Genomic DNA, 25,620 nt, shown 5'->3' with positions numbered 1-25,620 from the left:
CAGATCATGAATTTTCAAGATGTCATACTGAAATTGCAGGGCTTTTGGGCGAATTACGGCTGCGCCGTGGTCCAGGCCATGGACATCGAGTGCGGTGCCGGGACGTTCAATCCCTCCACGTTTTTCCGGGTCATCGGCCCCGAGCCGTGGAAGACCGCCTACGTCGAGCCTTCCCGCCGTCCCACCGACGGCCGCTACGGCGAGAACCCCAACCGGTTGCAGCATTATTACCAGTTCCAGGTCGTCCTGAAGCCGTCCCCGGACAATGTCCAGGATCTTTACCTGCAGTCCCTGTCGGCCATCGGCATCGACGCGGCGGCCCACGACATCCGTTTTGTGGAGGACGATTGGGAATCACCCACCCTGGGCGCCTGGGGCCTGGGCTGGGAAGTGTGGCTCAACGGCATGGAGGTCACCCAGTTCACCTACTTCCAGCAGGTGGGCGGTATCGACCTCAAACCCGTCAGCGTGGAGATCACCTACGGGCTGGAGCGCCTCTGCATGTATCTCCAGGAGAAGGAGTCGGTCTACGACCTCAAGTGGAACGACACGGTCACCTACGGCAACGTCTACCACCAGAATGAGGTGGAGATGTCCAAGTACAACTTTGAGTTGTCCAACGCGGATATGCTTTTCGACCTCTTCAACAAGTTCGAGGGCGAATGCCTGAAGCTGTGCGAGGCGGGGCTGCCCTGGCCCGCCTATGACTACTGCCTGAAGTGCTCCCATTCCTTCAACCTGTTGGACGCCCGGGGGGCCATCTCCATCACCGAACGCGCCACCTACATCGGCCGCGTGCGCAATCTGGCCTCCAAGATCGCGAGGCTCTACGCCGACCAGCGGGAAGAAATGGGCTATCCCCTGCTCAAGAAATAAACGATGCCCACGTCACGCATCAGACTATAGAAGAGAAGAACAATGGCCGAATTCATTCTGGAAATCGGAACCGAGGAAATGCCCGCCCGCTTCGTCCCCAAGCTGGCGGCCGAGCTCGAAGAGGCCTTTGCCAAGGGGCTGACCGAGTCCATGGTCGAGAACGGGGGGGTCAAATGCTACGCCACCCCGCGCCGTATCACCGCTCACGTGCCGTCCCTGGCCCTGACCCAATTGCAGGAGGAGGAGACCGTCACCGGGCCTCCGGTGCGCATCGCCTATGACGACGCGGGCAACCTGACCAAGGCGGGGCTGGGCTTCGCCAAGACCCAGGGAGTTCCCGAGAGCGCGTTGTTCAAGATGGAGACCGGCAAGGGCGAATACTTGGCGGCCAAGAAATTGGTCGGCGGCGGTAAAACCGTTGATATCCTGCCCGCCATCTGCATCAAGAGCATCGAGTCCCTGTCCTTCCCCAAGAAGATGCATTGGGGCGATTACGACTTCACCTTCGGCCGCCCCGTGCGTTGGCTCCTGGCCCTGCTCGATACGGACGTCGTCGAATTTCCCCTGGAGAATCTGACGTCGGGCCGCGAGACGCGCGGGCATCGCGTCATGGGTCCCGGACCGTTCAGCGTGGCCTCCACGGCCGACTATTTTTCCGTGGTCCGCGACCAGTGCAAGGTGGTCATTGACCCGGCCGAGCGCCGCGAGACCATTGTGAAAGAGGGCAACAGGCTGGCCGAAGCCCTCGGCGGCCGGATCGTCTGGAACGATGGGCTGCTGGACGAGGTGGCCAACCTGGTGGAATACCCCAGGCCGCTTATTGGCGACATCGACCCGCGCTACCTGGAATTGCCGCGCGAGGTCCTGTTGACCTCCATGCAGTCCCACCAGAAGTCTTTCGGCGTGGAGGATGCGGACGGCAAGCTGCTGCCGCATTTCCTGACCACCCTGAATCTGGAGCCCCTGGACGTGAGCCTGGTCAAGAAGGGGTGGGAGCGGGTGCTTAAGGCCCGCCTTGAGGACGCCCGCTTCTTCTGGGAGGCGGATTGCAAGGTGGAGTTCGACACCTGGCTTGAAAAGCTGGAGCATGTGGTCTTTCTTGGGCCGCTTGGCACCGTTGGCGACAAGTCCCGGCGTATAGAGACCCTGTGCGCCAAGCTGGCCGAGACCCTGGATGCGTCTCAGAACATCCTGCCCGGCGAGATTGAAAAGTACGCCCAGGCCGGTCGCCTGGCCAAGGCGGATCTGGTGTCCGAAATGGTCATCGAGTTCGATTCCCTGCAAGGCAAGATGGGCGGCATTTACGCCGAACGCGCCGGGTTGGGCGAGATCGTTTCCAAGGGCATCTACGAGCAGTATCTGCCCGCCGGGCCCGACACCCCGGTGCCGTCCTCCCTGTCCGGCGCTCTGGTCTCCATGGCCGACAAGGCCGACACCATGGCGGGCTGCTTCGGCCTGGGCAAGGTGCCCACCGGGGCCAACGACCCGTATGCTCTGCGTCGCTGCGCCCTGGGCATTGCCAGGATCATCATGGAGCACGATCTCTCCCTGGATCTGGAAGCTATGCTTCGGGCCGCCCAGGAGGCGTATTCCGGAGTGAAGTGGAAAGTGGAGCAGGGCGAGGCTTTGGGCAAGCTCATGGACTTCTTCGGCCAGCGGCTGCGCGCCCTGTTCACCGGCCAGGGTTTCGACACCCGCGTGGTGGACGCTGCCCTGGGGGCCGGGTTCAACGACATCCGCACGTTCAAGGCGCGGCTCACCGCCCTGGCCGAGTTCAGCCGGGGGGCCGACTTCGAGCGGAGCGTGCTGACCTTCAAGCGGGCCGCCAACATTATCCGCAAGCAGGGAGACGAGGCGGGTGAGCCGTTGACCGGCAACTATGACGCCGATTTGTTCGAGGATGAACATGAGACCGCTTTCGGGAACAAGCTCGGTGAAGTGGCCCCGCGTTTCGACGATCTCTGGGAGAACGGTGACTTCAAGGGCCTGTTTGGTCTACTCGGGGAACTGCGCCCGGCCGTGGACGGCTTTTTCGACAACGTCATGGTCATGTGCGACGCCCCGGACGTCCGGCTGAACCGGCTGAACCTGCTCAAGGGGCTGGTGGACCGGCTGGGTCGGCTGGCCGACTTTAACGCCTTGCAGGTATAGCCTGGGGCAGAAAAGTCTTGACATCAGGCGGGGAGTCCATATAAAAGGCACTCCCTTTGGGATGAATTGCAAAACAAACGCTTTTTAATGCGATAATAAATCGATCAGGAGAAATTACCTTGGCCAATCACAAGTCCGCCTTGAAGAGGCACCGTCAGAGCTTGAAGCGTCGCGCCCGCAACCGTGTTTCCAAGACCCGCATCAAGAACACCGTCAAGGCCGTTCGTCTCGCCCTCGAGGAAAACGACATCGCCAAGGCCCAGGAGGCCCTGAAGGAAGCCAGCTCCGTGCTGGACCGCGCCGCCCGCAAAAAGGTGATCCACGCGCGTCAGGCCCAGCGCCGCATTGCTCGGCTCCAGGCCGCGGTCAACAAGACTGCCTAAGGGCGCTTTGTTCTTACGCTGATTTCTTCAGCCCGCCGCACTTTGTGCGGCGGGCTTTTTGCGTTGTGCTTCGGTCCGCCTGTGGCTGGATCAGTGTACGTAATGCCGAGCAGCGTCTTGATGTACATAATCAATAATGGTAACGTCGCTCATATTTTACCCTATTCAAGGAGTTGATTATGAAGCGATTGTTCCTCTCGGTATTGATGGTCTTGCTGATTCTCGGCAGCGCCTTTGCAGGCGACGCCCCCTGCAAGCAGACCTATGGAGACGGCGGCACGGTCTACAAGCTGGCCACGGGATCGCCGGGTGAGTTGGGATTGCTCAAGGCCTTGGCCGACACTTTCAACGCCAAACACGGCACGACTATGTGCTGGGTCAAGGCGGGATCCGGCAAGTCCCTGAGCCTGCTCAAAAGCGGCGATGTGGATGCCTGCATGGTTCATGCGCCCGCCGCCGAGAAGCAGGCCGTGGCCGATGGATGGGCCGTGGATCGCACCCTGATCGGTTCCAACGAATTCTATATCGTCGGTCCCGCGAGCGACCCGGCGGGTATTTTCGGTGCCAGGGACGCGGCGGACGCCTATGGGCGCATTGCCAAGGCTGAGGCGCTTTTCCTGTCGCGCGGCGACAATTCCGGTACGCACAAGAAGGAACTGGCCATCTGGAAGAAGGCTGGTATCCGGCCCGAAGGCAAGTGGTACGTGACCACCAAGGACTTCATGATGGCCACCCTGAAGCGGGCCAACGCCGAGGGCGGGTACTTCATGACCGACAGCTCCACTTGGATCATGGGCAAAAAGGACGTACCCGGCCTGAAGGTCCTGTTCCGGGGGGACCCCATGCTGATCAACACCTACCACGCTTTGGCTTCGTCCCCCGGCGCGCCCAACCACGAGTTGGCCGTGGCGTTCATCAAGTTCCTGGCCTCGCCCGAAGGACAAGGGCTCATCGCGGACTATGGACGCAAGATCTATGGCGAGGGCATGTACAACGACGCGGCATACGCCCGACAATACGATCACTAGGACCGTCGAATGGGATGGAAACGGGGAGCCGGAAGGCTCCCCTTTCTTTTGGAATCGACTTTGACTCCCTAAAGAAGAAAATCAGTCGAAAGCCGCTTAGCGGCGCGATTCAGGTGAGTTCGCCTTCGCCGTGCAGGAACGTGGACTCTTGCGTCCTTTTTCCGCTGCGCAGCCTAGCGGCCCTCGTCGGCCAGCTCGCGCAGCCGGTCCGGGGCGAGGAGGGTGATTTCCCGGCCTCGGATTTCGATTAGTCCGTCGTCGGTGAACCGTTTGAATATACGCGACAAGGTTTCCTGAATGGTTCCGAGGTACAGGGCGATCTGTCCTTTCGGCAGGTCGAGCCGGAAGGTGTCCGAGTCCGTGGACGAGCGCAGGAGCAGGAGATAGGCGGCCACCCGGGCCGGGGTCTCCTTGAGGCTCAGGTCGTCGATCTTGTTGACCAGAATGCGCAGCCGTTGGGAAAGCATGGCCATCATCCGCATGGCCAGGTCCGGGTCGTCGCGCAGGATGTTGCGAAAGGCGTTGCGCGGGAAGAACAGGACTTCGCAGGGTTCCACGGCCTCGCACTGGGCCGGGAAGGTCGTGCCTTCGAAGACCGGCACCTCGCCCACGGCTTCGCCCGGACCGAATATATGCAGGATCTGCTCTTTGCCTGCCGGGGAAGTGCGGAAGACCTTGACCCGCCCTGTGACCGGCGAATAAAAGCCGTCGGCCGGGACGTCGGCCAGGAACAGGAGCTCGCCTTTGTCGTATCGCTTGACCACGGCGATGTCGGCCAGTTTGGCCAATTGGTCGTCGGGCAGCCCCTGGAAAAAGGTCACGCCGCGCACGGCGGCCGATTTATCCATCAAGGTGTTTTCTCCCTCTCTTTTTGTTGAATGAAGAATTTGACCTAAGTCATGGCTGAGGTCAAAAAAAATGTCCATGATGGTCCCATGGAAAACGGCATCATGAAATCATACCGCTTGATCCCGCCCGTGGCGACTCTTTTCCTGCTCGGAGCGCACGGCCTGCGTCAGGGCGATTTCGGCCTGCTCGCCTCCCTGGCGGTTCTGGCCGGGTTGCTCCTGGCTCGGCGCGCCTGGGCGCGCCCTGTGGCTGTGGCTGCGTTCCTTTGGGGCGGCATTATCTGGACGCAGACCGCGGTGGATCTCGTTCGTTTTCGCATGGCCTTGGATCTGCCCTGGGAGCGGCTGGCCTGGATCATGGGCGGGGGAATTCTTTTGGACGGTCTGGCCCTGGTGCTTCTGCTCGGCCGGGGGCTCGACGACTGGTTCGACCGCGAACGGACCTGGGCCCGGCCTCGCGCAGCCATGTTCCTGCTTACCGTTATCGGTCTGGCCGTGGCCCGGAGCAAGGTGGATTTCCCCATCTTGCTGGCGGACCGCTACCTGCCGGGCTGGGGCTGGCTCGAAATTTTCCTGCTTGGCTGCTACGCCCAGTGGATCGGCGTGCGCATGCGCACACCCAAGGGACACCGGACAGTTCGGCCGCGCATCTGGGCGCTGTTTTCGGCCGTGTTTTTTCTGCAACTGGGCCTGGGGATTCTGGGCATGGACCGTATGCTCATGACCGGCACCCTGCATCTGCCGGTCCCGGCCCTGATCGTCGCCGGTCCGGTCTTTCGCGGCGGCGGTTACTTCATGTTAGTCCTGTTCGGCGCCACTTTGCTTTTGGTCGGCCCGGCCTGGTGCAGCCATTTGTGCTACGTCGGGGCCTGGGACGATGTCCTGAGCCGGTCGGGCGGCCGTCCGGCACCGTCCAATACCCTGCGCGCCTTGAGCCTGTGGGGGAGGGGCGCGACCCTGCTTTTGGTTGTGGGCGTGGCCTGGGTCTTGCGTGTTGCGGGCATGCCGGGCGTGAGCGCGGTGTTCCTGGGGGCCGCCTTCGGGCTGGCCGGAGTGGGCGTTATGGTTTTTATCTCCCGCAGGCTGGGGAAGATGGTCCATTGCACCGCGTTTTGCCCCATGGGGCTGATCGGCAACTTTTTCGGACGCATCGCTCCCTGGCGCGTACGCATCGATACGGACTGCACCCGCTGCGGGGCATGCCTGACCGTGTGCCGATATAATGCCCTGGACGGGGACAGCCTGGCTCAGGGACGTCCCGCGTTATCCTGCACCTTGTGCGGCGACTGCGTGTCGGCCTGCGCGCACGGTCACATAGGTTATGTTTTTCCCGGCCTTTCCGGTGAGGCCGCCCGGACTGCGTTTATCGTCCTGGCGGTCAGCCTCCACGCCCTGTTTCTCGGTGTGGCCAGAATGTAGAACGACAATGAAAAAAAAGAGAGGATAGAGAAATGATACACGAGCGCAAGATGATCACCATCGACGAAGATTTGTGCAACGGCTGCGGCCAGTGCGTGCCTGCCTGCGCCGAAGGGGCGCTGGCCATCGTTGACGGCAAGGCCCGGCTGGTCAAGGAAATCTACTGCGACGGGTTGGGCGCATGCTTGGGCGACTGCCCCACGGGCGCGCTCAAGGTGGAAGTTCGCAAGGCCGCCGACTTCGACCCCGAGGCTGTGGTCGAACACCTCAAGGCCCAGGGCCGCGAGGTCCCGGACCACATGCCCGAGCCGGAATCCCTGCGCTTGGGCGCGGCCGGGCCGTCCTCCGAAGGGCCCAAGACGGGCGGCTGTCCCGGCGCGGCGCTCCAGGCCCTGACACCGTGCGGCCAGGCCAACGTGCCCACGGCCCAAGGTGTGGGCTCGGCACTGTCACACTGGCCCGTGCAACTCCGCCTGGTGCCGCCGAATGCGCCGTTTCTCAAGAATGCCGACTTGCTTTTGACCGCCGACTGCGTGCCCGTGGCCATGCCTGCCTACCATGGCGAATATGTCCCGGACCGGGTGGTCCTTATGGGCTGCCCAAAGTTCGATAATCAGATGGAATACGTGGAGAAGCTGGCTGCGATCATCGCGGAAAACGATCTTCGGTCCATCACGGTCATGGAGATGGAAGTGCCGTGCTGTTCCTCCATGAGCGCCATTCTGAACGAGGCGGTCAAGCGCGCGGGCGTGTCCGTGCCCACCGAGCGGGTAACCGTGAGCCGCACCGGCGCCGTGCTGCGGACCACCCAGCTTCATTTCGAAATATAAGGAGAAATACCATGAAGAAGATCGAACTGTTTGAGATTCACGGTTTCAAGGATTTGACCTTTTCCAATTATTTGGCCCACGAATCCGAGTTCATGAAGGTCATCAACTTCAACTTCAGGGCCGGGCAGGAACTGCCCATCCACTCCCATGACCTGGAAGGGGAGCTGACCTTGACCATACTGGAGGGCGAGGGGGAGTTTCTGGGCGCGGACGGCGCGACCATGCCGGCCCGTCCCGGCGACGTGCTTGTTTCGCAGATCGCCGAGCCCCACGGAGTGCGGGCCGTCACCGACATGCGCGTGCTGGTGCACATCGCCCCGCCCATCTGATTCCGAACCGCCATTCAAGGAAAAAGCAACGTATCATGAACATGGAAGAATACATCAAGGGTTTGCCTAAGGGGGCGGTCCGGGCGCGCAGGGACGGCACGTATACCGTGGTCCCGCGCATGCGCCTCGGGCAGATGGACGCGGAGTTGCTTGAGGCCGTCAGCCGCGCCGTGCGGGAAAACGGGCTGGCCGGAGTGCGGCTGGCCGCCAGCCAGCGGCTGATGATCGACAATGTGCCCGCGTCCGCGCTCCGGGCCGTAGTCACGGCCGTGGGGCTGGTGGGCGACGCCTATGCCCATAAGGTCCAGGGGTGTCAGGGGGCGGCCGGGTGCAAGCTCGGCCAACAGGATTCCCTGGCTGCGGCCGATCGGCTGGAGCGGATGCTGGTGGATTTCTCCCTGCCCGCCAAGCTCAAGACCGGCGTGTCCGGCTGCCCCATGTGCTGCGCCGAGTCCTTGGTCCGCGACGTCGGGCTGTTCGGCAGGAAGCACGGCTGGACCGTGTCTTTCGGCGGCAACGGCGGCAAGCGCGTGCGCGGGGGAGACATTCTGGCCGAGAACGTCTCCGAGGAAGAGGCCTTTTATATTATTCGCCGCGCCCTTGTCTTTTACGCCGAGCATGGCAAAGTGAAAGAGCGGACCGCCCGGTTCGTGGAACGTGTCGGGCTCGATGCGGTCAGGCTGGCCGTGTTCAGCGAGCCTCAAGCATAGGGCAAGGAGGTTTGCCATGGCGGATGAAACTCCCAAGGGGGCGATCCTGCAACGTGACAAGAAAACCTACGCCATCGTGCCGAGAACGCCGGTAGGGCTGGTCACGCCCGATGTGCTCGAAGCCATCGCCAGAGTGGGGCGCAAGTTCGAGATTCCGATCATCAAGATTACCTCGGGCCAGCGCATCGCTTTGGTCGGCTTGGAAAGGGAACAGGTGGATCAGGTCTGGGACGATCTCAAGATGGACATCGGACCGGCCGTGGGGCTGTGCGTGCACTACGTGCAGGCCTGTCCCGGCACTTCGGTGTGCAAATTCGGCGTACGCGACTCCCTCGGCCTCGGCTTGGCTTTGGAGGAGATGTTCGTGGGCGCGGAGCTGCCCGCCAAGCTCAAGGTCGGAGTCTCCGGCTGTCCCATGTGCTGCGCCGAGAGCTACGTGCGCGATGTGGGCCTCATCGGCAAGCCCAAGGGGTGGACCATGGTGGTCGGCGGCAACGCTTCGGGCAAGCCCCGCATCGCCGACGAGGTTGCCGAAAACCTGAGCCGCGAGGAGGCCGTTGAATTGGTCCGGCGGTTCCTGGAGTATTATCGCGAAAACGGCGGCAAGCGCATGCGATCCGCCAGGATGCTGCAAAAGGTCGGCATCGAGGCCGTCAAGGCCAGCATTCTTCCTTGACGCGGGGCAAGGGGCGGGCGGCTGCGGCATTTCGCAGCCGCCATTTTTGTTAACGGCCGAATATCATTGAATTGCGCTGGGTTCCGTACTGTTGCACTGGTGGGAAAACATGGGTAGAGATAGGGTGTTTTCACTCAATGAAGGAGCATCATTTGCGGGTCATCATCATAGGCGCCGGCGAGGTCGGCTATCATCTCGCGCAGCGGCTGGCGGTGGAGAACAAGGAAGTCGTGGTCGTGGACACCAGCGACGAAGCCCTGCGCAAGATCGCGGAGAGTTCTGACGTCCAGACCATCAAAGGCTCGGGCTCCAGCCCCAAGATCCTGGAGGAGGCGGGCATTACCGAGGCCGACATCTTCCTGGCCGTGACCGATTCCGACGAGATCAATCTCATCAGTTGCTACTATGCCAACCTGCTCAGCGACGGGGTGACCAAACTCGCCCGCATTCGCAGCGAGATGTATACGGATTACAAGCACCTGCTTACCGAGCGCGGAGCGAACATCACCAAGATCATCAATCCCGACGAAGAGGTGGTTAATTCGGTGCTTCGCCTCATGAGCGTGCCCGGCGCGGTGGAGATCAACGAGTTCGCGGGCGGCAAGATCCGGCTCATCGGCGTTCATCTGCCGGACCGCAGCCCGATCATGGGGAGCCCGCTCATCCGGCTGCGCGACAAGATCGGCGAGGACCTGGGGCTGGTCATCGCGGCCATCATGCGCAACGACAAACTGATCATCCCCAGTGGCCTGGACGTGCTCAAGCAGGGCGATCTGGTTTATTTCGTTTGCGACATCCGCGACCAGGAGGAAATTCTGGCGAGGCTCGGCATCGTCGATGACCCGGTCCGCAAGGTCCTGATCATCGGCGGCGGCAATATCGGCTTCCGCCTGGCCAAGGCCCTGGACAACAAATATTACCACACCCGGCTGCTCGAAAAACGTCAGAAGCGGTGCGAGTATCTGTCCGAGCACCTGGACCGGCCCATCGTGCTCATGGGCGACTCCACGGATCAGGAGATCCTGCGCGAGGAGAACATTCAGGACATGGACATGGTCATCGCCGTGACCGGCGACGAGGAAACCAACATCCTGTCCTGTTTGCTGGCCAAGTCCCTCGGAGCCCGGCGCACGGTAACGCGGGTCAACAATTTCGGCTATATGCCCCTCATCGAGCCCATCGGCATCGACTACGTGGTCTGCCCCCGGCTGTCCGCCATCAACTCCCTGCTGCACTACATCCGTCGGGGCAAGATTCTCTCCTCGGTGTCCATCAAGGGCGAAGAGGCCGAGGCGCTGGAGGCCGTGGCCCAGGAGGATTCCCCCATCGTGGGCAAGGCGGTCAAGGACCTTGGGTTTCCCAGGGGGAGCCTGGTTCTTTGCTTTCAGCGCGGCGACGAAGTCATCATTCCTCGGGGAGATTCCGTGGTTCGGCCCAACGACCGGCTCATCATCATTTCCACCCGCCAGAATATCCCCAAGGTGGAGCGTGTCCTGACCACCAAGGTGGAGCTTTTCTAAATGCGTTGGCGCTACGTCCTGCACGTCATCGGTGCACTGGTGGCTTGCGTGGGCCTGACCATGCTTTTCCCTCTGGCCTGGGGGCTGTATTACCACGACGGCACGGCCGCGCCCCTGGTCCTGTCCATGGGCATTACCGTGGCCGTGGGCGGAGCGGCCTTTCTGATCTTCCGCGACCGTTCACACAAGGCGTCCATCATGACCCACCGCGAGGGCATGGCCATCGTGGCATTGGGGTGGTTTGCGGCCGGAGCCTTCGGCGGCCTGCCGTTTCTGCTCGGCGGGACCTTCGAATCCGTGGTGGACTGCGTGTTCGAGTCGCTGTCCGGTTTCAGCACCACAGGCTCGTCCGTATTGGTCGATATCGAAGCCGTGCCGCGCGGGTTGCTCTTCTGGCGCAGCCTGACCCATTGGCTCGGCGGCATGGGCATTATCGTCCTGTCCCTGGCCATCCTGCCGTTTTTGGGCGTGGGCGGCATGCAGCTCTACAAGGCCGAGGTGCCGGGACCATCTCCGGACAAGCTCAAGCCGCGCATCAAGGATACGGCCATGACCCTGTGGAAGGTCTACCTCCTGTTCAGCGCGCTGGAAACCGTGCTGCTCATGTTCGGGGGAATGGACCTGTTCGACGCCCTGTGCCACACCTTCGGGACCATGGCCACGGGCGGCTTTTCCACGAGGAACGCCTCGGTGGCCGGGTTTGATTCCGCCTACATCGACTACGTCATCACCGTGTTCATGCTCATCGCGGGCGTGAATTTTTCCCTGCACTACCTGGTCCTCAAGTGGAAGCCGTCGGCCATGTTCAAGGATCCGGAATTTCGGGTTTTCGCAGGGATGGTCCTGGCCTTCGTGATTGTCCTGACCATCACCGTTTACGTGGCCGGGAATTATGACAATCTGGCCGACTCGGTGCGGTACACCTCGTTCCAGGTGGCCTCCATTCTGACCACCACCGGATTCGCCACGGCGGACTATGAATTGTGGCCGGGGCTGGCTCAGGCCATCCTGCTGTTCTGCATGTTCGTGGGCGGGTGCGCCGGGTCCACGGGCGGCGGCATGAAGGTCATGCGCATCATGCTGCTCTTCAAACAGTCGTATCAGGAACTTTTTCGGCTGATCCACCCGCGCTCCGTGTCCCATGTGAAGATGGGCCGTACCGTGGTCAAGGACGACGTCATCAGCGGCGTCTGGGGTTTCACCTTCCTGTGGGTGGGGCTGCTTGTCCTGGCCGCCTTTGTGGTTGCCTCGACGGGCGTGGACGTGGTCACATCCTTTGCCGCTTCACTGGCCTGCATCGGCAACATCGGTCCGGGTATTGGCGGGGTAGGGCCCACGAACAATTTCGCCTGGATGCCGGATACGGCCAAGTGGGTCCTGACCTTCTGCATGGTTTTGGGACGGCTGGAAATCTACACTGTCATCATCCTCTTCGTGCCGGAATTTTGGCGCAAGTAGCCCGCGACAGGACGCCCCGCACCGCGTATCCCGCATAACACGCCGTCCCTTCGATCGGCCACCGAACCGTTCGACGTTTATGCGCCGCAGACGGTCCGGCTCAGACTGAGTAGGGGCGGATGCCCTCGCCCACATCGTCGGTGCCGTCCCCGGAGAAGGCGGCTTCGAGCGTGGCAAAGCGATGCGATTTCGGGGCTCCCATGAGTGTCGGGAGGGGGGTGCCGAGTGCGGGGTGCCCTCATCCCGGTTCATTGTCCCGCCCCCAGAAATCGAATTGGCCGGACCGTTCGCGACATCCTACGAAGCGTGGGACAGTCCGGGCGTCTAGACTCTCTTCGCCATTCCAAAAAACAGGGCCGCTTGCAGAGGGCAAAACCGCACCAACGCCGTTTTCCGAAGGCCGTCGGTTCCCTCGCACACCGGCAAGGGGACATCTTTGCCGCAACGGGCCGGGAAAACGGCATGGTTGCGGGTCTGAGGGTGCCCCTTAAAAATCTAGAAATTATCTAGATTTTCTCAAGATTCGTTGCCCGGCAACGCTTCCAGAGCGGTTTTGGCATGGATAGAAGCAACGCCCGGCGAGTCTGTCCGTTGGCGGGAGCGGGCCATGGCAAGTAAGACGAGGGTGGCGAAAACAAGCAGAAATGGGCGGAAAAAGAGGGGGGAGCGGCGCATTTGGCTGACTGCGGCGAAGAGCTCCCGAGCCTACACCAAGAAAACGGGCCCGCGCCATTCAGGATGGCGCGGGCCCGTTTCTTGTCTTATGCGGCGTGTGTGCGGCCTAGTCGATGCGGTAGTGGCATCCCTTGGTCTCCTTGTTGCGCAGGGCGGCCAGGGTGATGATGTAGGCTGTCTGGGAGCCGTGGAAGAGGTCGATGATGGACTTGCTCAACTCGGTTTCACGGTAGAAGTCCTGAAGGTTCTTGGTCAGCTTGCGCAGGTCCACGAAGGCGCGGTTGAGGCGGTTGCTGGAACGGGCCACGCCCACGTAGTTCCACATGGTGTTGCGGATATTGGCCCAGTCCTGGGAGATCAGGGCCGGGTCCTCGTCGCGGATGCCGTGGGGCACCCAATCCGGGATGGAGTCCAGGAGCTTGCGGGACAGGCTCGAGCTTCGATGCAGACGCATGGCCATGTCGTGCCCCGCCGAGTGGCCCCAAAGCATGCCTTCGAGCAGTGATGTGCTGGCCAGCCGGTTGGCTCCGTGTACGCCTGTGCAACTGCATTCCCCGGCCGCGTACAGCTGTTCCAGGGTTGTCCGGCCCCGGGTGTCCACCAGGATGCCGCCGCAGAAATAGTGCGCGGTCGGGACCACAGGGACCGGGTCGGTGGCCATGCTCAGGCCCATCTTGCGGCATCGATCGGAAATGGTCGGGAAACGCGTGTCCACATCCTGCTTGATGTCGGAACAATCCAGGTACACGCAGTCGTCGTCCGTGTTGAGCATCTCGTCCATGATCGCCCGGGTGACGATGTCTCGGGGCGCCAGGTCGGCGCGCGGGTCGTAGCGGGGCATGAATCGTTCGCCGCGAGAATTGATCAGGACCGCGCCCTCGCCGCGCACGGCCTCGGATACCAGGAAACGGCGCTCGCCACGCTTGGTCCCGCCAAACAGGGCCGTGGGGTGGAATTGCACGTACTCGCAGTTCATCAGCCGGGCGCCCGCGCGGTGGGCCATGGCCAGCCCCGAGCCGATGGAGCCGGGGGTATTGGTCGTGTGCAGGTAGATTTGCCCGATGCCGCCGGTGGCCAGCATGGTATACTTGGACAGGATGGTCTCGACCTTGCCCACTTGGTCGTTGAAGACGTAGGCCCCCACGCACTGGTTGGAGAGGTTGTACTTGAAGTCCAGGTGCCGGGCGTGGTGCTGGGTGGTCAAAAGGTCGATGGCCGTGCGCTGGGTCAGCACGCGGATATTGGGGTGGGCGAGCACGGCGTCGGACAGCACGTCCATGATGTTCTTGCCCGTATGGTCATCGCAATAGAGGATGCGGGGCATGGAGTGCCCACCCTCTCGGGTCAGGTACCAGTCGCCGGGTTTGCGCTGATTGAAGGGAATCTTGTATCTTTCGAGAAAGAGTTCCTTCAGCACCTGCGGGCCCTTGGTGGCGATGAATCGCACGGCGCGGGCGTAGTTGTGCTTCCAGCCCGCGGTCAGGATATCCTTTTCCAGGATCTTGGGGTCGTCGTGTTCGTTGCGATAGACGATGCCCCCCTGGGCAAGGGATGTGTTGCCGGTTTTCAGGTCGGCCCCGGCAGTCAGGAGAATGACGTCGCGCCCCTGGTCGGCCAGGGTGAGGGCGGCTACGGAACCGGCGATGCCGGATCCAATGATCAACGCGTCGGATTGCAGGCGAAAGTGGTTCATGGGCAAAGGTGTAGCACCATGTCCGCTTAGGAGCAAACGGCAAGCATGCGGTCCAGAGCCTGCTTGGCGGGTTCCTTTACGGCATTGCTTACGGTGACGGGCACGGCTGTGTCGAGGGTTTGCAGGGTATGCGCCAGATTGTCGAGCGTGGTCTTGCCCATGTCTTCACATAGGGCGGTATGCAGCGGCCGGATGGTCTTGCAGCCCGCGTACTTGGCGGCCAGGCGCCTGACCAGATTTTCCTCGGTCCCGATGTACACCGTGGACCCCTCGGGAGCCTCTTCGGCGTATTTGATCAGGAAAGTGGTGGATCCATTGCCGTCCACGGCCCGGACGATGGCCGGATCGCACTCGGGATGGACCACGATCCTGGCCTCGGGTTCCGTTTCGCGGATTTTTCGCACGGCATCCAGGGGGAATTGCGCGTGGACCGGACAGTAGCCGGGCCAGAGAATGAGTTTCTTGCCTTCGGTGTCCTCGGAGGCGACGGCCAGGGCGGGATCGCCGTGGATGACGTCCCTGGGCAGGAGGAGGCGCTGCTCCTCGGAAATGCCGAGTACGTCGCCGGTGTTGTTGCCCAGGTGCTGGTCGGGCAGGAACAATACGGCATCGCCCTGGTTCAGGGCCCATTCGAGCATGATCTTGGCGTTGGCCGAAGTGCAGACGGAGCCGCCGTGGCCGCCGACCACGCCCTTCACGGCCGCCGAGGAATTGACGTAGGTCAGGGGCACGATTTTGCGCCCGCTTTCTTCGAGGATGGCCAGGGTCCTGCGCACGCGGTCCGCTTCGGCCATGTCGGCCATGGGGCAGGTGGCGGTGCTGTCCGGAATGTGGATCTTCTGGCCGGGACGGGCGAGGATGGCTGCGGATTCGGCCATGAAGAAGACGCCGCAGAAGACCACGTGTTCGGCGCTCAGACCGTTGATCTTGCGGGCCAGCTCCAGGGAGTCGCCACGGATATCCGTGCAGGCGATGACCTCGTCGGACTGGTAGTGGTGGCCGAGAATGGCCAGGGAGTCGCCTCGTTCGTCTTTGATGCGGGAAATGATTTCCTTGGCGTTTTCCACAGTGTTCCTCTTTAGCGCAACGGCATGAATTGCATGCTGAAGTCGGAGCTGGGCGCGGAGTGGGTCAGTTTGCCCACGGAGATGAAGTCCGGTCCGAGTTCGGCGATGTCGCGGATGGTTTCCAGGGAGACGTTGCCGCTGATTTCCGTCTCGATGGCGTCGGGGATCATGGCCAGCGCGCGTTTGGCGGTCTCGGCGTCCATATTGTCGAGCATGATCCGTTTGACGTTCAGTTTACTGGTCTCTTCCACGTCCTCCAGCGTCCTGCATTCCACCTCTATGGGCGGGCAGGGCGAGTGGACGGTCTGAAGCTGGCGCACGGCCTCGGTGATGGATCCGGCCCGGTCGATGTGGTTGTCCTTGAGCATGAGCATTTCGGACAGGGTCAGACGATGATTCTTGCCGCCTCCGGCCAGAACCGCATATTTCTCTGGAAAACGCAGTCCGGGCAGTGTCTTGCGCGTGTCGAGCAGGGTCGTCTTGGTGCCCTTGAGGGCGGCCGCGTACTGCGCGGTCAGATTGGCGATGCCGGACAGGTGGCAGAGGAAGTTCAGCATGACCCGTTCGGCCTTGAGGAGTTGGATGGCCGGACCCTGGATGGCCGCGACCATGGTCCCCTCGGACACGGTTTCGCCGTCGTCCACGTTGAGGTGCACCTGGCATTCCTGGCCGCCGAATTCAAGCACGAGCGGGATGATCGGCAGTCCGGCGACCACGGTTTGCTGTTTGGCCACGATCATGGCCTGGGCCATGTCGGATTCGGTGAACAGTCCCTGGCTGGTCAGGTCCGAGCCGTCCTCGGCCAGGGCTATGCGGATGGTGGCCAGGAGGAACATCCTGGCTTCGGCCTGGAAAAAATCGTCGAAAAGGTTGGTAGGCATGGTTTCTTCCATAATAGTTGCAGGGTGATCTTGGCAAGTAAGGCGCGCGGGTTCTTTCGTCAAGAGGGGCACTGGTTGATGAAATATTTCACATTAATATCACGGTGTCGAAGTCCGATTTCTTTGACCTGAGGCTCGATTTGAGCTAGGTATCCAGCGCATGAGCGTGAAAGAGGAATACACCCCTCGGACCGAGGAGGAACTGGACGGCGTGGCGGCCGTGGACTTCGAATCGCAGCATCCTGCGGATGCCGCCGAGACGATCGAAGGGCTGGATATTGCCGATCAGGTCAAGTTCATCAAGCAACTGCCCATCAAGGATGCGGCCGAATCCATCGCGGAGATGGATGACCTCGACCAGAAAGCGCTCATCAGCAGCCTGAACCGCGGCCTGGCCGCCCGCATCGTCGAGGAGATGGCTCCGGACGATGCCACCGACCTTCTGGACGGCTTGAGCGATGATCTGCAGAACGCCCTGCTCAGCCGCGTCCCCGCCGAGGATCGCGCGGAACTCAAGACCCTGCTGACCTTCGATCCGGATACCGCAGGCGGTGTCATGAACACCGAGGTGGTCATTCTCGACCAGGATCTGAATGCCGACGAAGCCGTGGTCAAAATCCGCGAGGAGGTCGAGGATAAGGAGATCCCGTACTACGCCTACCTGGTGGACAAGAAGGACCGCCTGGTGGGCGTTCTTTCTTTGCGCGACCTGCTGTTGGCCAAGCGCGGCGTCCCGCTGAAGGATCTGGTCAAGACCCAGAACCTCATCACCGTGGGCTATAATGTGGACAAGGAAGAGGTGGCCCACCTCATCGCCCACTACAATTTTCTGGCCCTGCCCGTGGTCGATTTCGGCAACCGGCTGCTCGGCGTGGTCACGGTCGATGACGTCATCGACATCATTCACGAAGAAGCCAGCGAGGACATGCAGGCCATGGTCGGCGCGGGTGCGGACGAGACCACGGACTCCCCGTGGCTATATTCCGTGCGCATGCGTCTGCCCTGGCTGATTCTCAACGTCATTTTTTCGGCCATCTCGGCCTGGGTGGTTCATCTTTTCGAAGGCAATATCACCCAGATGGCGGTGCTGGCCGTGCTTATGCCCGTGGTCGCCAATCAGGCGGGCAATACCGGTCAGCAGGCCCTGGCGGTCATGATCCGTCAATTGGCCATGGAGCGTTTCGACCGCAAGCGCGCCTGGCTGGCCGTGCTTCGCGAGCTGCGCATCGGATTCATGAACGGGATGATCATCTCGATCCTGGTCTTCTGCGTGGTTTTGCTGACCACACACAAGTTTTTGCTGGCCTCGGTCATGGGCGCCGCTTTGTGGGTGGACATGCTCCTTGGAGCATTGGCCGGCGGGTCCATCCCGTTGGTGCTCAAGGAGATGGGGCGCGATCCGGCCCAGGCGTCGAGCATCTTCCTGACGACCATCACGGACTCCATGGGCTTCCTGGTCCTCCTCGGCTTGGCCGGGCTAGTCTTGCTTCACTGACAACAAACCCCGTACCGGCAAGCCGGTGCGGGGTATTTTTTTCGTTCGCTTCATCCCGGGAGGTTGGCGTGCACAGGCTCGTCTGGATTTTGGTCATCCCCTTGTTCTTCGTCGGCGTGGCACAGGCCCAGGAAACCGGGCCTGAGTATTCCGTCGGGGTGAGCCGGTTCTCGGTGCCCTACGCTCCAACGGACAGTGATATTCTCGGGCTGATCTGGTATCCGACCGACGAAAAGGCCTCCGAAATCATGTTAGGACCTTTCCGGCTGCGAGTGGCCAAGGACTCCCGGATTATTCCGGGCAAACATCTCCTGGTTGTCATCTCCCACGGTTTCGGCGGCAGCCACATGGCCCATCGGGATACGGCAATGTACCTGGCCGAACGCGGATGTGTGGTCGTCTCTCTCTTGCATCCGAGGAACAACTACAAGGATGATGCGGATGGGCGGAGCCGGGCCAATTGGATCAATCGGCCGCATCATGTTTCCGCCGTGCTGGACTGGCTGCTGAATCAGTCGGAGTATGCCGCTTTCATCGATGCAAACCGGATCGGGGTCATCGGCCATTCCGCCGGCGGGTATACGGCCCTGGCGTTGGCCGGAGGCATCCCCGACCTCGGAGCCATCGGGCGGTACTGTGCGGAGCACAGCGAGGATGTGGCCTTCTGCGGCCCTGGAGAGGGTGCCCCGTCACAGCTGCGGGGCGGGCAGGGCGGCGCAGAAATTGACAACCTGCGGGATACCAGAGTGCGAGCCGTGGTCCTGTTGGCCCCCCAGGGGGTGATCTTTAACGGCGCGGGCTCGCTTTCCGGAGTCTCGGTGCCGGTGTTGCTCTTTCAGGCCGGGAAGGACGATGTCCTGCGGCATCCATATAATGCTGAGTTCATCAGGGAGAACCTGCCGTCCCCCCCACAGTTCGTCGTCGTCCCGGACGCAGGGCATTTTTCCTTTATCGCCCCGTTCCCCGAGGACCGGAAGGCGGCGGTTGGCGCACCAGCCAGTGATCCCGAAGGCTTTGATCGGGCTCGGTTTCACGAGCGGATGAACAAGGCCATTGCGGTGTTTCTCGACAGGTCCTTGCCTTCGGCCAGATAGCGGCAGGGCAGGCTGAAACGCGAAAAAGGCCGCTCCGGATATCCGGAGCGGCCTTTTCTGTTGACGATTCGGCGGGCCTAATCCAGGCCGAGAGAGGCGAGCAGGTCGTCCACGTCGTTCTGATTGGTCCCCTCGGAAGGTCCCTGGAGCTTGGACGTGGCCTGGGTGCGGGCCTCTTTGGACAGGGCCTCGAAATCTTTTTCCGGTTCGGCCTCGCGCTGGCGGATCATCAGGCCGGTGGAAAGCATGACCTCGCGGACGATTTGCTCGATCTGGCGGATGGAGTTGATGATCCGCTTTATGCGCTGTCCGGTCAAATCCTGGAAGCTCAGGGAAACCATGATGTTGGACAGGTCCGTGCCGAGCGTGTTGTTGATCTCCTTGAGCTTTTCACGATCCGTGCGGGTCACGCCGCCGGATTCGAATCCTTTGACGATGGTGGCCACGGACCCCTGGAGGTCCTGGAGTTTTTCGACGATGTCGATGATCTCCACGGCGGCTTTTTCCGTGGTCTTGAGCACGGCGTCCAGTTGGTCCGAAGTTTCGGAGAAAAGCTCCTCGGGGTCGATGTCGGAGGTGATGCACTTGATCTCGGTTCCGCCACGAGCCAATTTGACTTCCTGGTAGATCTTCTTGAGACCTCCCTGGAGATCTTCGTTGACCCTGCGGTAGAATTCGCCTTCCAGCAACGCCTTGGACAGGTTCCTGGCGATCTCCTTTTCTACGGCGGCCGCGATGGTGCCCTTGAGGGTGCCCACGAGCTCGTCGGAGACCTTGTCCATCAGTTCCCTAACCAATTCTTCATTGCTGGTCATGCACATACTCCGGGAAGACTACATTTTTGAATTGCGAATTTGTTCGCGCTGTTCCTTGAAAACGAACTGTACGATGGCCTCCATGTCCGATCCGCGCAGATCCACGAATTCGAAACGGTACAGGCCGGTGTCGGGTTCCTGATCCAGGATGCGTCCCTTGCTGCCGGCCAGGCGCAGGGGGGCTTGGCTGAGATAGATGATCAGCTCAAGCGGGTCGCCCGGTTGGAAATGATCCGAGGAACGGAATTTTACGCCGGCGGCGGAGATCTCCATGACCTCCACGGGGATGGAAAAATCTGTCCGGACCGAGTCCTGCCCGAGCATGGAGATGATCTGATCGAGTTTGCGGTCCATTTCCGCCAGAAAACCGGTCACTTCCTCGGGGAGCTTGCTCTTATTGAGGAAGTCCTCGCGGGTGACCGGCTGAGGCATGGCGTCGCCGGTGAAAAGCTGAGGCGAGTCCAGGGAATGCATGACGCGGGCCTGGGCCTTGAGCCGGACCTGTATGCGCGAGAAGGAGCGTTTCTCTTCACTCATGGGACCCCCTTGGGGTTTTTAGGGCCTGCCGTTTTCGTCCAGGTCGAGCGTCATACACTTGACCGGACAGACGCGGGTGCACATGCCGCAGGCCGAACATCTGTCCACGTCGAAAACGATTTTGAGGGTCTCGCGGTTCAGGGTCAGGGCGTCGGTGGGACACATGGCCGTGCAGACTCCGCAGTGGATGCAGGTGTCCTCGTCGCGGAATATCTTGTGCGCCACAGGGGTGATGCGCACGCCGTTTTCCTTGAGGTAGCCGATGCCCTTGTGAAACTCGCCCTCCCGGCCCGAGACTTCGAGGGTCATGGTTCCTTCGTGACGCGGGGAGATGTCCGCCTTGAGGATGTTGAAGCTCAGGTCGAACTTGCGCAGCAGGTTGCAGACCACGGGCCTGCCGGAGACCTCCGGGGGGAAGGAGAGATAGACGATTTTCCTGAGACCATTTTTGACTTCTTGCATGGGACTGTCCTGAGTGCCCTTTGTATGGCACGTTCGGCGCGACGGCCGCAATTATTTCATTTTATCCAGAGACCGTTTGGCCTGGGTAGCCTCTACGGACTTGGGGAATTTCTTGATGATTTCCGTAAAACGCATCTTGGCCAGCTCGGGTTTGCCCAGATGTTCCCAGGAATAGCCGGAGCGCAGCAGGGCGGCCTTGTACTTTGAGCTCTTCTGGTACTTTTCGATGACGTCCTCATAGAGGATGACGGCCCGGGCGTAGTCTTTGAGCATGTAATAGCACTGGCCCTGCCAGAAGACCGCGCTGGGCGTGAAGGCGTGGCCCTTGAACGTGTCGGTGAACTCGGCCCAGTAGGAGCGGGCGCGTTCAAAGTTGCCTTCCTTGTACAACGCGTAGGCCTTGTCGTAGAGAGCCTTGGCCGGATCGGTGTCCGCCTGCGCCTGGGGCGCGGCCTGGGTGGTCCCGGCGGTCTGGGCGGCGGCCGCATCTTCCGGCGCATCGGCCGGGGCCGTGGCCGACGCCGTTGCGGTTGCCGAGGTTGCGGCGGCCGTGGCGGCGTCGCGCTCCGTGCGGATTTTGGGCAGATCCACTTGAAGTTCATTTTCCATGGCGAACTCCACTTCGGACAACCGTTTGGCCAGGGCGTCCACGGTCACGGCGGAGTCGGTTCCGCCCACCTGGCGGTCCATGCGGATGTTCAGATTGTCCACCTCGCCGCGCATTTTGGCGAGTTCGGTGCGCAGGGACTGGATTTCGGCCCACATGTCAGCGGATTTTTCACGCAGAGGATCGTTGGATTTTTCGATCTCCGCCTTGAGCTGTTGCTTGGATTCGGCCAGTTCGGCCTCAAGCTGACGAATGCGGTTGAGGTCCTGCTGCCGGTCGGACTGCATGGCCTCCACATCGGTCCGGCTGGCGCAACCGGCCAGGGCGGACAGGCTTAGGAGAATCAGAAGAATTGTGAAAATACTGGCTTTTTTTATCTTCATTGCAAGCTCCCTCTTTTTCTGCCGAGGAAAAGATACGTCAGAGCGCCGAGAATGGGAATAAAAATGCAGATCTGCATCCACAGGCTTTTTTCCGTCGGGGATTCGAAGCTTCGCTTCCAGACGTCCAGGATGGACCAGGCGCTGAAGGCGAAACAGGCGCCGACGGCGATCAGCACGATGGCCCACTGGGTCGGGGTCAGGGCCGAGAAGTCTGCGAACATGGTGCGTTCTCCTTAGGAAAGGCGGGATGTCTTCCGGGCATTCCCGCGGTTGAGCAGCGTGGATACGATGATGCAGCCCGCGCCCACGGTCAGGGCGCTGTCGGCTACGTTGAAGGCGGGCCAGTGGTAGCTGCCCGCGTAAAAGTCCAGGAAGTCGATGACCGAGCCGAGCCAGATCCGGTCGATGGCATTGCCAACGGCTCCCCCCGCGATCATGCCCAGGCCGGAGAGCATCCAGCGGTCCCCGTCCCTGGTCAGTCTGACCATATAGGCGATGATCAGCACGGCGGCCACGGAGATGAGGATGAACAAGGGACGCTGCCAATCGATGTTCTCGTCGTCCAGAAAGCCCCAGGCCGCGCCCTTGTTCAGGACGTGAACCAGATTGAACAGGCCGGGGATGATCTCCCGGCCGGTCCACGGCTGCATCAGGTTGTGCACCAGGAGCTTCGTGATTTGATCGAGCGCCACGGTGCCCGCCGCCCAGGCTCCTGCCAACTTGTATCGGTTCATGGGCCTCTAACCCAGTTTCTTCAGGACCGCCGTGCAGCGCGGGCAGGCGTCGGGATAGGCCGGGTCTGTGCCCAGGTCCTCGGCGATGCGCCAGCACCGTTCGCACTTTTCGCCCGGTGCGGCGGCCACGGCCACCTTGAGATTCTCGATATCCTCGGCCACATAGGCGTCGGCCGGGGCATTCTCCGGCTTGTCCAGGACCAGCTTGGAGATGATGAAGAACTCGCGCGGGTCGATGGCTTCGGTGGAGACCAACTGGCGGATCTCGTCATCGGCGTAGAGAGTCACCTGGGCGTCCAGGGACTTGCCAATGACGCGGTCTTTGCGCTTGGGCTCGATGGCCTTGTTGACCTCGGACCGGATCAGGGCCAGCTTTTCCCATCGGGCGCGCTTGTCGGCGGAGAGTCCTGGCCGCTCGGGCTGGAATCGCAGGGCGAAGACCGTTTTGCTCTGGGGCAGGGCGTTTTTGATGGCCTCGGGCAGGTCTTGGAAGGCCTCCTCGGCGGTGAAGGACAGGACTGGGGCCATATCCTCAAGAAGCATCAGCAGAACCTGCCAGAGCACGGTTTGGGCCGAACGGCGCTTGAGGCCGTCCCGCTCCTCCACGTAAAGGCGGTCCTTGATGATGTCGAGGTAGAAGGCGGACAGATCGACCACGCAGAGATTGTGCAGGGTGTGGTAGACCTTGTGGAATTCGAACCGGCGGTATGCCGTGCGGATGGTATCGTGCTGGCGCACGACCATGTCGAGCGCGTAACGGTCCAGGAGGAGCATGTCGGCGGGATCCACCTTGTGGGCCGGGTCGAAGTCGCTCAGGTTGGACAGCAGATAGCGGCAAGTGTTGCGGATGCGGCGGTAAGCGTCCACCAGGCGGTTCAGGGTCTCGTCCGAGATGCGGATATCTTCCTGATAGTTGGAGGCCGAGACCCACATGCGCAGGATTTCCGCGCCGAATTTGTCGATGATTTCCTGGGGCGCGAGGACGTTGCCGATGGATTTGGACATCTTGCGGCCCTCGGCGTCAACCACGTAGCCGTGGGTCAGCACGGCCTTGTAGGGCGGCACGTCACGGGTGCCCACCGAGGCCAGCAGGGAGGAATGGAACCAGCCGCGATGCTGGTCCGAACCCTCCAGGTACAGGTCGGCCGGGAAGCGGGTTTCCTTGCGTTGCTCGACCACGGCGGCGTAGCTGGTGCCGGAGTCGAACCACACGTCCAGGATGTCGGTCTCGCGCCGCCAGTGGGTCCCGCCGCATTTGGGGCAGGTCAGTCCCTTGGGCACGATCTCTTCAAGCGGGGCCTCGAACCAGTAGTCGCAGCCGGTCTCGTGCTTGGCGTACTTGTCGCAGAGGTCGTAGACCCACTGGGCGTCGAACCAGGTTTCGTCGCAATCCTCGCAGATCAGCGCGGAGATGGGCACGCCCCAGTTGCGTTGGCGGGAGATGCACCAGTCGGGCCGATTCTCGACCATGCTGTAGATGCGTTCTTCGCCCCAGGAGGGGATCCACTCCACGTCATTGCGGATGGCTTTGAGCGCGCGCTTGCGCAGGTCGTTCTCGTCCATGCCGATGAACCATTGGGTGGTGGCCCGGAAGATGACCGGCTCCTTGCAGCGCCAACAGTGCGGGTAGGAGTGGGTGATTTTTTCCGAGGCCATCAGGTTGCCCAACTCGGTCAGTTTCTCGATGACCTTGGGGTTGGCCTCCCAAACGTTCAACCCGGCGAAAAATTCGACTTCCTTCAGAAATTCACCGCGATTGTTCATGGGCGAATAGATTTCCAGGCCGTACCGCAGGCCGGTCTCGAAGTCCTCGCGGCCGTGCCCCGGTGCGGTGTGGACGCAGCCGGTGCCGGTGTCCAGGGTGACGTAGTCCGCCAGGACCACCGCGGATTCGCGGTCGTAGATGGGGTGCTTGGCCTTCATGCCCTCGATATCGGCACCGCGGAAATTGGCCAGGGTCTCATAGGTTTCCCAGCCGAATTTGGCTGCGCAGGATTCGAGCAGGGCCTCGGCCAAGACATAGTAGTCGCCGCCCGTTTCGACCAGCACGTAGTCGAAGTCCGGGTGTACGGCCACGGCCATGTTGTCCGGGATGGTCCACGGGGTGGTGGTCCAGATGAGGATGTACAGCCGGGTGACGTCGATGTCGGCGACCTTCTTGAAATTCTCGTCGGCCATGGGGAAGCGGACGTAGATGGACGGGGAGGTGTGGTCCTCGTATTCCACCTCGGCCTCGGCCAGGGCGGTATGACAGTCGCAGCACCAGTAGATGGGCTTCTTGCCCCGGACCACGCCGCCGCGCTCCATGAACCGGCCCAGTTCCCGGGCGGTGGCCGCCTCGTATTCGGGCTTCATGGTCATGTACGGATCGTCCCAGACGCCGAACACGCCCAACCGTTTGAATTCCTTGCGCTGGGTGTCCAGCCACTTGGAGGCGTAGGAGCGGCAGATCTTGCGAATGGTCAGGGTGTCGAGTTCTTTGTTCTTCTTCTTCAGTTCCTGCTCGACCTTGTGTTCGATGGGCAGGCCGTGGCAATCCCAGCCGGGCACGTATTCGGATTTCTGGCCCTGGATGTTCCGGGACTTGACGATAATGTCCTTGAGGACCTTGTTCAGGGCCGTGCCCATGTGAATATGGCCGTTGGCATAGGGGGGGCCGTCGTGCAACACGTAACGGTCGTCGGCGTCTCCGGCGGCGACCATTTCATCGTAGGCCTTGATTTCCTCCCAGAACTTGAGCATTTCAGGCTCGCGCTGCTTGAGGTTTGCCTTCATGGGGAAGGTGGTCTGGGGCAGGAGCAAAGTTTTCTTGTAGTCGCTCATGGGTTTCAAGTCCTCCGGGAACCGTATATTTCTTTAGAGCATAGTGGCCGTTTTGGTGAGACGGCGTAGATTGGTATAAGCCGGACCGGAAGTCAAGCATTGCACGGGCCGGGCGGGGACTTGCAC

Annotated in this window: 24 protein-coding genes; 13 read left to right on the top strand and 11 right to left on the bottom strand. The window is 61.5% G+C overall.

From position 1 onward, the window contains the following. Nucleotides 1-6 precede the first annotated feature (6 nt). From glyQ to J0909_RS08785, 4 genes are all read left to right on the top strand, one after another. Nucleotides 7-876 (top strand): glycine--tRNA ligase subunit alpha, encoded by an 870-nt coding sequence (glyQ, locus tag J0909_RS08800; RefSeq protein WP_207262145.1) that lies wholly within the window; start codon nt 7-9, stop codon nt 874-876. A 42-nt stretch (nt 877-918) separates the two neighbouring features. Beyond that, on the top strand, nt 919-3,027 hold the full coding sequence (glyS, locus tag J0909_RS08795) for a glycine--tRNA ligase subunit beta (protein WP_207262144.1): 2,109 nt from the start codon (nt 919-921) through the stop codon (nt 3,025-3,027). Between the two features lie 119 nt (nt 3,028-3,146). Then, nucleotides 3,147-3,410 (top strand): 30S ribosomal protein S20, encoded by a 264-nt coding sequence (rpsT, locus tag J0909_RS08790; RefSeq protein WP_207262143.1) that lies wholly within the window; start codon nt 3,147-3,149, stop codon nt 3,408-3,410. A 179-nt stretch (nt 3,411-3,589) separates the two neighbouring features. Next, nucleotides 3,590-4,438: an ABC transporter substrate-binding protein gene (locus J0909_RS08785; protein WP_207262141.1), complete on the top strand. Its 849-nt coding sequence runs from the start codon at nt 3,590-3,592 to the stop codon at nt 4,436-4,438. A gap of 173 nt (nt 4,439-4,611) precedes the next feature. Here J0909_RS08785 and J0909_RS08780 read toward each other — a convergent pair whose 3' ends face one another. Further along, nucleotides 4,612-5,286: a Crp/Fnr family transcriptional regulator gene (locus J0909_RS08780; RefSeq protein ID WP_207262139.1), complete on the bottom strand. Its 675-nt coding sequence runs from the start codon at nt 5,284-5,286 to the stop codon at nt 4,612-4,614. A 102-nt stretch (nt 5,287-5,388) separates the two neighbouring features. Here J0909_RS08780 and J0909_RS08775 point away from each other — a divergent pair, with 102 nt between their 5' ends. The 7 genes from J0909_RS08775 to J0909_RS08745 all read left to right on the top strand — a co-directional run bounded on the left by J0909_RS08775 (nt 5,389) and on the right by J0909_RS08745 (nt 12,228). After that, a complete protein-coding gene (locus tag J0909_RS08775) occupies nt 5,389-6,705 on the top strand; it encodes a 4Fe-4S binding protein (RefSeq protein ID WP_286181914.1) in 1,317 nt (438 codons plus the stop codon). Nucleotides 6,706-6,737: 32 nt separating this feature from the next. Next, nucleotides 6,738-7,535 carry an ATP-binding protein gene (locus tag J0909_RS08770; protein ID WP_207262136.1) on the top strand — a complete coding sequence of 266 codons (798 nt, stop codon included), beginning with the start codon at nt 6,738-6,740 and terminating at the stop codon, nt 7,533-7,535. 11 nt (nt 7,536-7,546) lie between these two features. Then, the gene (locus J0909_RS08765; protein ID WP_207262134.1) at nt 7,547-7,864 is read left to right on the top strand and encodes a cupin domain-containing protein; all 318 of its coding nucleotides are present in this window, start codon (nt 7,547-7,549) and stop codon (nt 7,862-7,864) included. A gap of 35 nt (nt 7,865-7,899) precedes the next feature. Next, entirely contained in the window at nt 7,900-8,574 is a 675-nt protein-coding gene (locus J0909_RS08760) for a ferredoxin-like domain-containing protein (protein ID WP_207262132.1), read from the top strand. A gap of 16 nt (nt 8,575-8,590) precedes the next feature. After that, nucleotides 8,591-9,250 (top strand): ferredoxin-like domain-containing protein, encoded by a 660-nt coding sequence (locus tag J0909_RS08755; RefSeq protein ID WP_207262130.1) that lies wholly within the window; start codon nt 8,591-8,593, stop codon nt 9,248-9,250. A 152-nt stretch (nt 9,251-9,402) separates the two neighbouring features. Continuing rightward, entirely contained in the window at nt 9,403-10,770 is a 1,368-nt protein-coding gene (gene trkA, locus J0909_RS08750; protein ID WP_207262341.1) for a Trk system potassium transporter TrkA, read from the top strand. After that, nucleotides 10,771-12,228 carry a TrkH family potassium uptake protein gene (locus tag J0909_RS08745; protein WP_207262128.1) on the top strand — a complete coding sequence of 486 codons (1,458 nt, stop codon included), beginning with the start codon at nt 10,771-10,773 and terminating at the stop codon, nt 12,226-12,228. Between the two features lie 781 nt (nt 12,229-13,009). Here the strand turns inward: J0909_RS08745 and nadB are convergent. From nadB to nadC, 3 genes are read right to left on the bottom strand one after another with little or no spacing between them, the layout of a single operon-like run. After that, on the bottom strand, nt 13,010-14,596 hold the full coding sequence (gene nadB / locus J0909_RS08740) for an L-aspartate oxidase (protein WP_207262126.1): 1,587 nt from the start codon (nt 14,594-14,596) through the stop codon (nt 13,010-13,012). A 26-nt stretch (nt 14,597-14,622) separates the two neighbouring features. Continuing rightward, nucleotides 14,623-15,663, bottom strand: coding sequence for a quinolinate synthase NadA (gene nadA, locus J0909_RS08735; RefSeq protein WP_207262124.1), 1,041 nt, complete (start codon nt 15,661-15,663; stop codon nt 14,623-14,625). An 11-nt stretch (nt 15,664-15,674) separates the two neighbouring features. Further along, a complete protein-coding gene (gene nadC, locus J0909_RS08730; RefSeq protein WP_207262122.1) occupies nt 15,675-16,544 on the bottom strand; it encodes a carboxylating nicotinate-nucleotide diphosphorylase in 870 nt (289 codons plus the stop codon). Between the two features lie 160 nt (nt 16,545-16,704). On the opposite strand from nadC, the gene mgtE reads away from it, so the two are divergent. Together mgtE and J0909_RS08720 are read left to right on the top strand one after the other, a co-directional pair. Continuing rightward, the gene (gene mgtE, locus J0909_RS08725) at nt 16,705-18,039 is read left to right on the top strand and encodes a magnesium transporter (RefSeq protein WP_207262120.1); all 1,335 of its coding nucleotides are present in this window, start codon (nt 16,705-16,707) and stop codon (nt 18,037-18,039) included. Between the two features lie 68 nt (nt 18,040-18,107). Beyond that, nucleotides 18,108-19,133: an alpha/beta hydrolase family protein gene (locus tag J0909_RS08720; RefSeq protein WP_207262118.1), complete on the top strand. Its 1,026-nt coding sequence runs from the start codon at nt 18,108-18,110 to the stop codon at nt 19,131-19,133. Nucleotides 19,134-19,210: 77 nt separating this feature from the next. Here J0909_RS08720 and J0909_RS08715 read toward each other — a convergent pair whose 3' ends face one another. From J0909_RS08715 to ileS, 7 genes are read right to left on the bottom strand one after another with little or no spacing between them, the layout of a single operon-like run. After that, complete coding sequence (locus tag J0909_RS08715; protein ID WP_207262116.1) at nt 19,211-19,948, bottom strand: protein phosphatase CheZ; 738 nt, start codon at nt 19,946-19,948, stop codon at nt 19,211-19,213. Nucleotides 19,949-19,966: 18 nt separating this feature from the next. Then, complete coding sequence (locus J0909_RS08710; RefSeq protein WP_207262115.1) at nt 19,967-20,485, bottom strand: PilZ domain-containing protein; 519 nt, start codon at nt 20,483-20,485, stop codon at nt 19,967-19,969. An 18-nt stretch (nt 20,486-20,503) separates the two neighbouring features. After that, entirely contained in the window at nt 20,504-20,947 is a 444-nt protein-coding gene (locus tag J0909_RS08705) for an NIL domain-containing protein (protein WP_207262112.1), read from the bottom strand. A 51-nt stretch (nt 20,948-20,998) separates the two neighbouring features. Further along, nucleotides 20,999-21,937: a tetratricopeptide repeat protein gene (locus J0909_RS08700; protein ID WP_207262110.1), complete on the bottom strand. Its 939-nt coding sequence runs from the start codon at nt 21,935-21,937 to the stop codon at nt 20,999-21,001. Continuing rightward, nucleotides 21,934-22,158 carry a PLD nuclease N-terminal domain-containing protein gene (locus J0909_RS08695; protein ID WP_207262108.1) on the bottom strand — a complete coding sequence of 75 codons (225 nt, stop codon included), beginning with the start codon at nt 22,156-22,158 and terminating at the stop codon, nt 21,934-21,936. Before J0909_RS08695 ends, J0909_RS08700 begins: the two co-directional genes overlap by 4 nt. A gap of 12 nt (nt 22,159-22,170) precedes the next feature. Continuing rightward, nucleotides 22,171-22,671 (bottom strand): signal peptidase II, encoded by a 501-nt coding sequence (gene lspA, locus J0909_RS08690; RefSeq protein ID WP_207262106.1) that lies wholly within the window; start codon nt 22,669-22,671, stop codon nt 22,171-22,173. A 6-nt stretch (nt 22,672-22,677) separates the two neighbouring features. Next, on the bottom strand, nt 22,678-25,494 hold the full coding sequence (gene ileS, locus J0909_RS08685) for an isoleucine--tRNA ligase (RefSeq protein ID WP_207262105.1): 2,817 nt from the start codon (nt 25,492-25,494) through the stop codon (nt 22,678-22,680). Nucleotides 25,495-25,620 lie beyond the last annotated feature (126 nt).

The sequence above is a fragment of the Desulfovibrio sp. Huiquan2017 genome (assembly GCF_017351175.1).
Classification (GTDB): Bacteria; Desulfobacterota; Desulfovibrionia; order Desulfovibrionales; family Desulfovibrionaceae; genus Pseudodesulfovibrio.
This window is presented reverse-complemented; position numbering and strand designations above follow the sequence as displayed.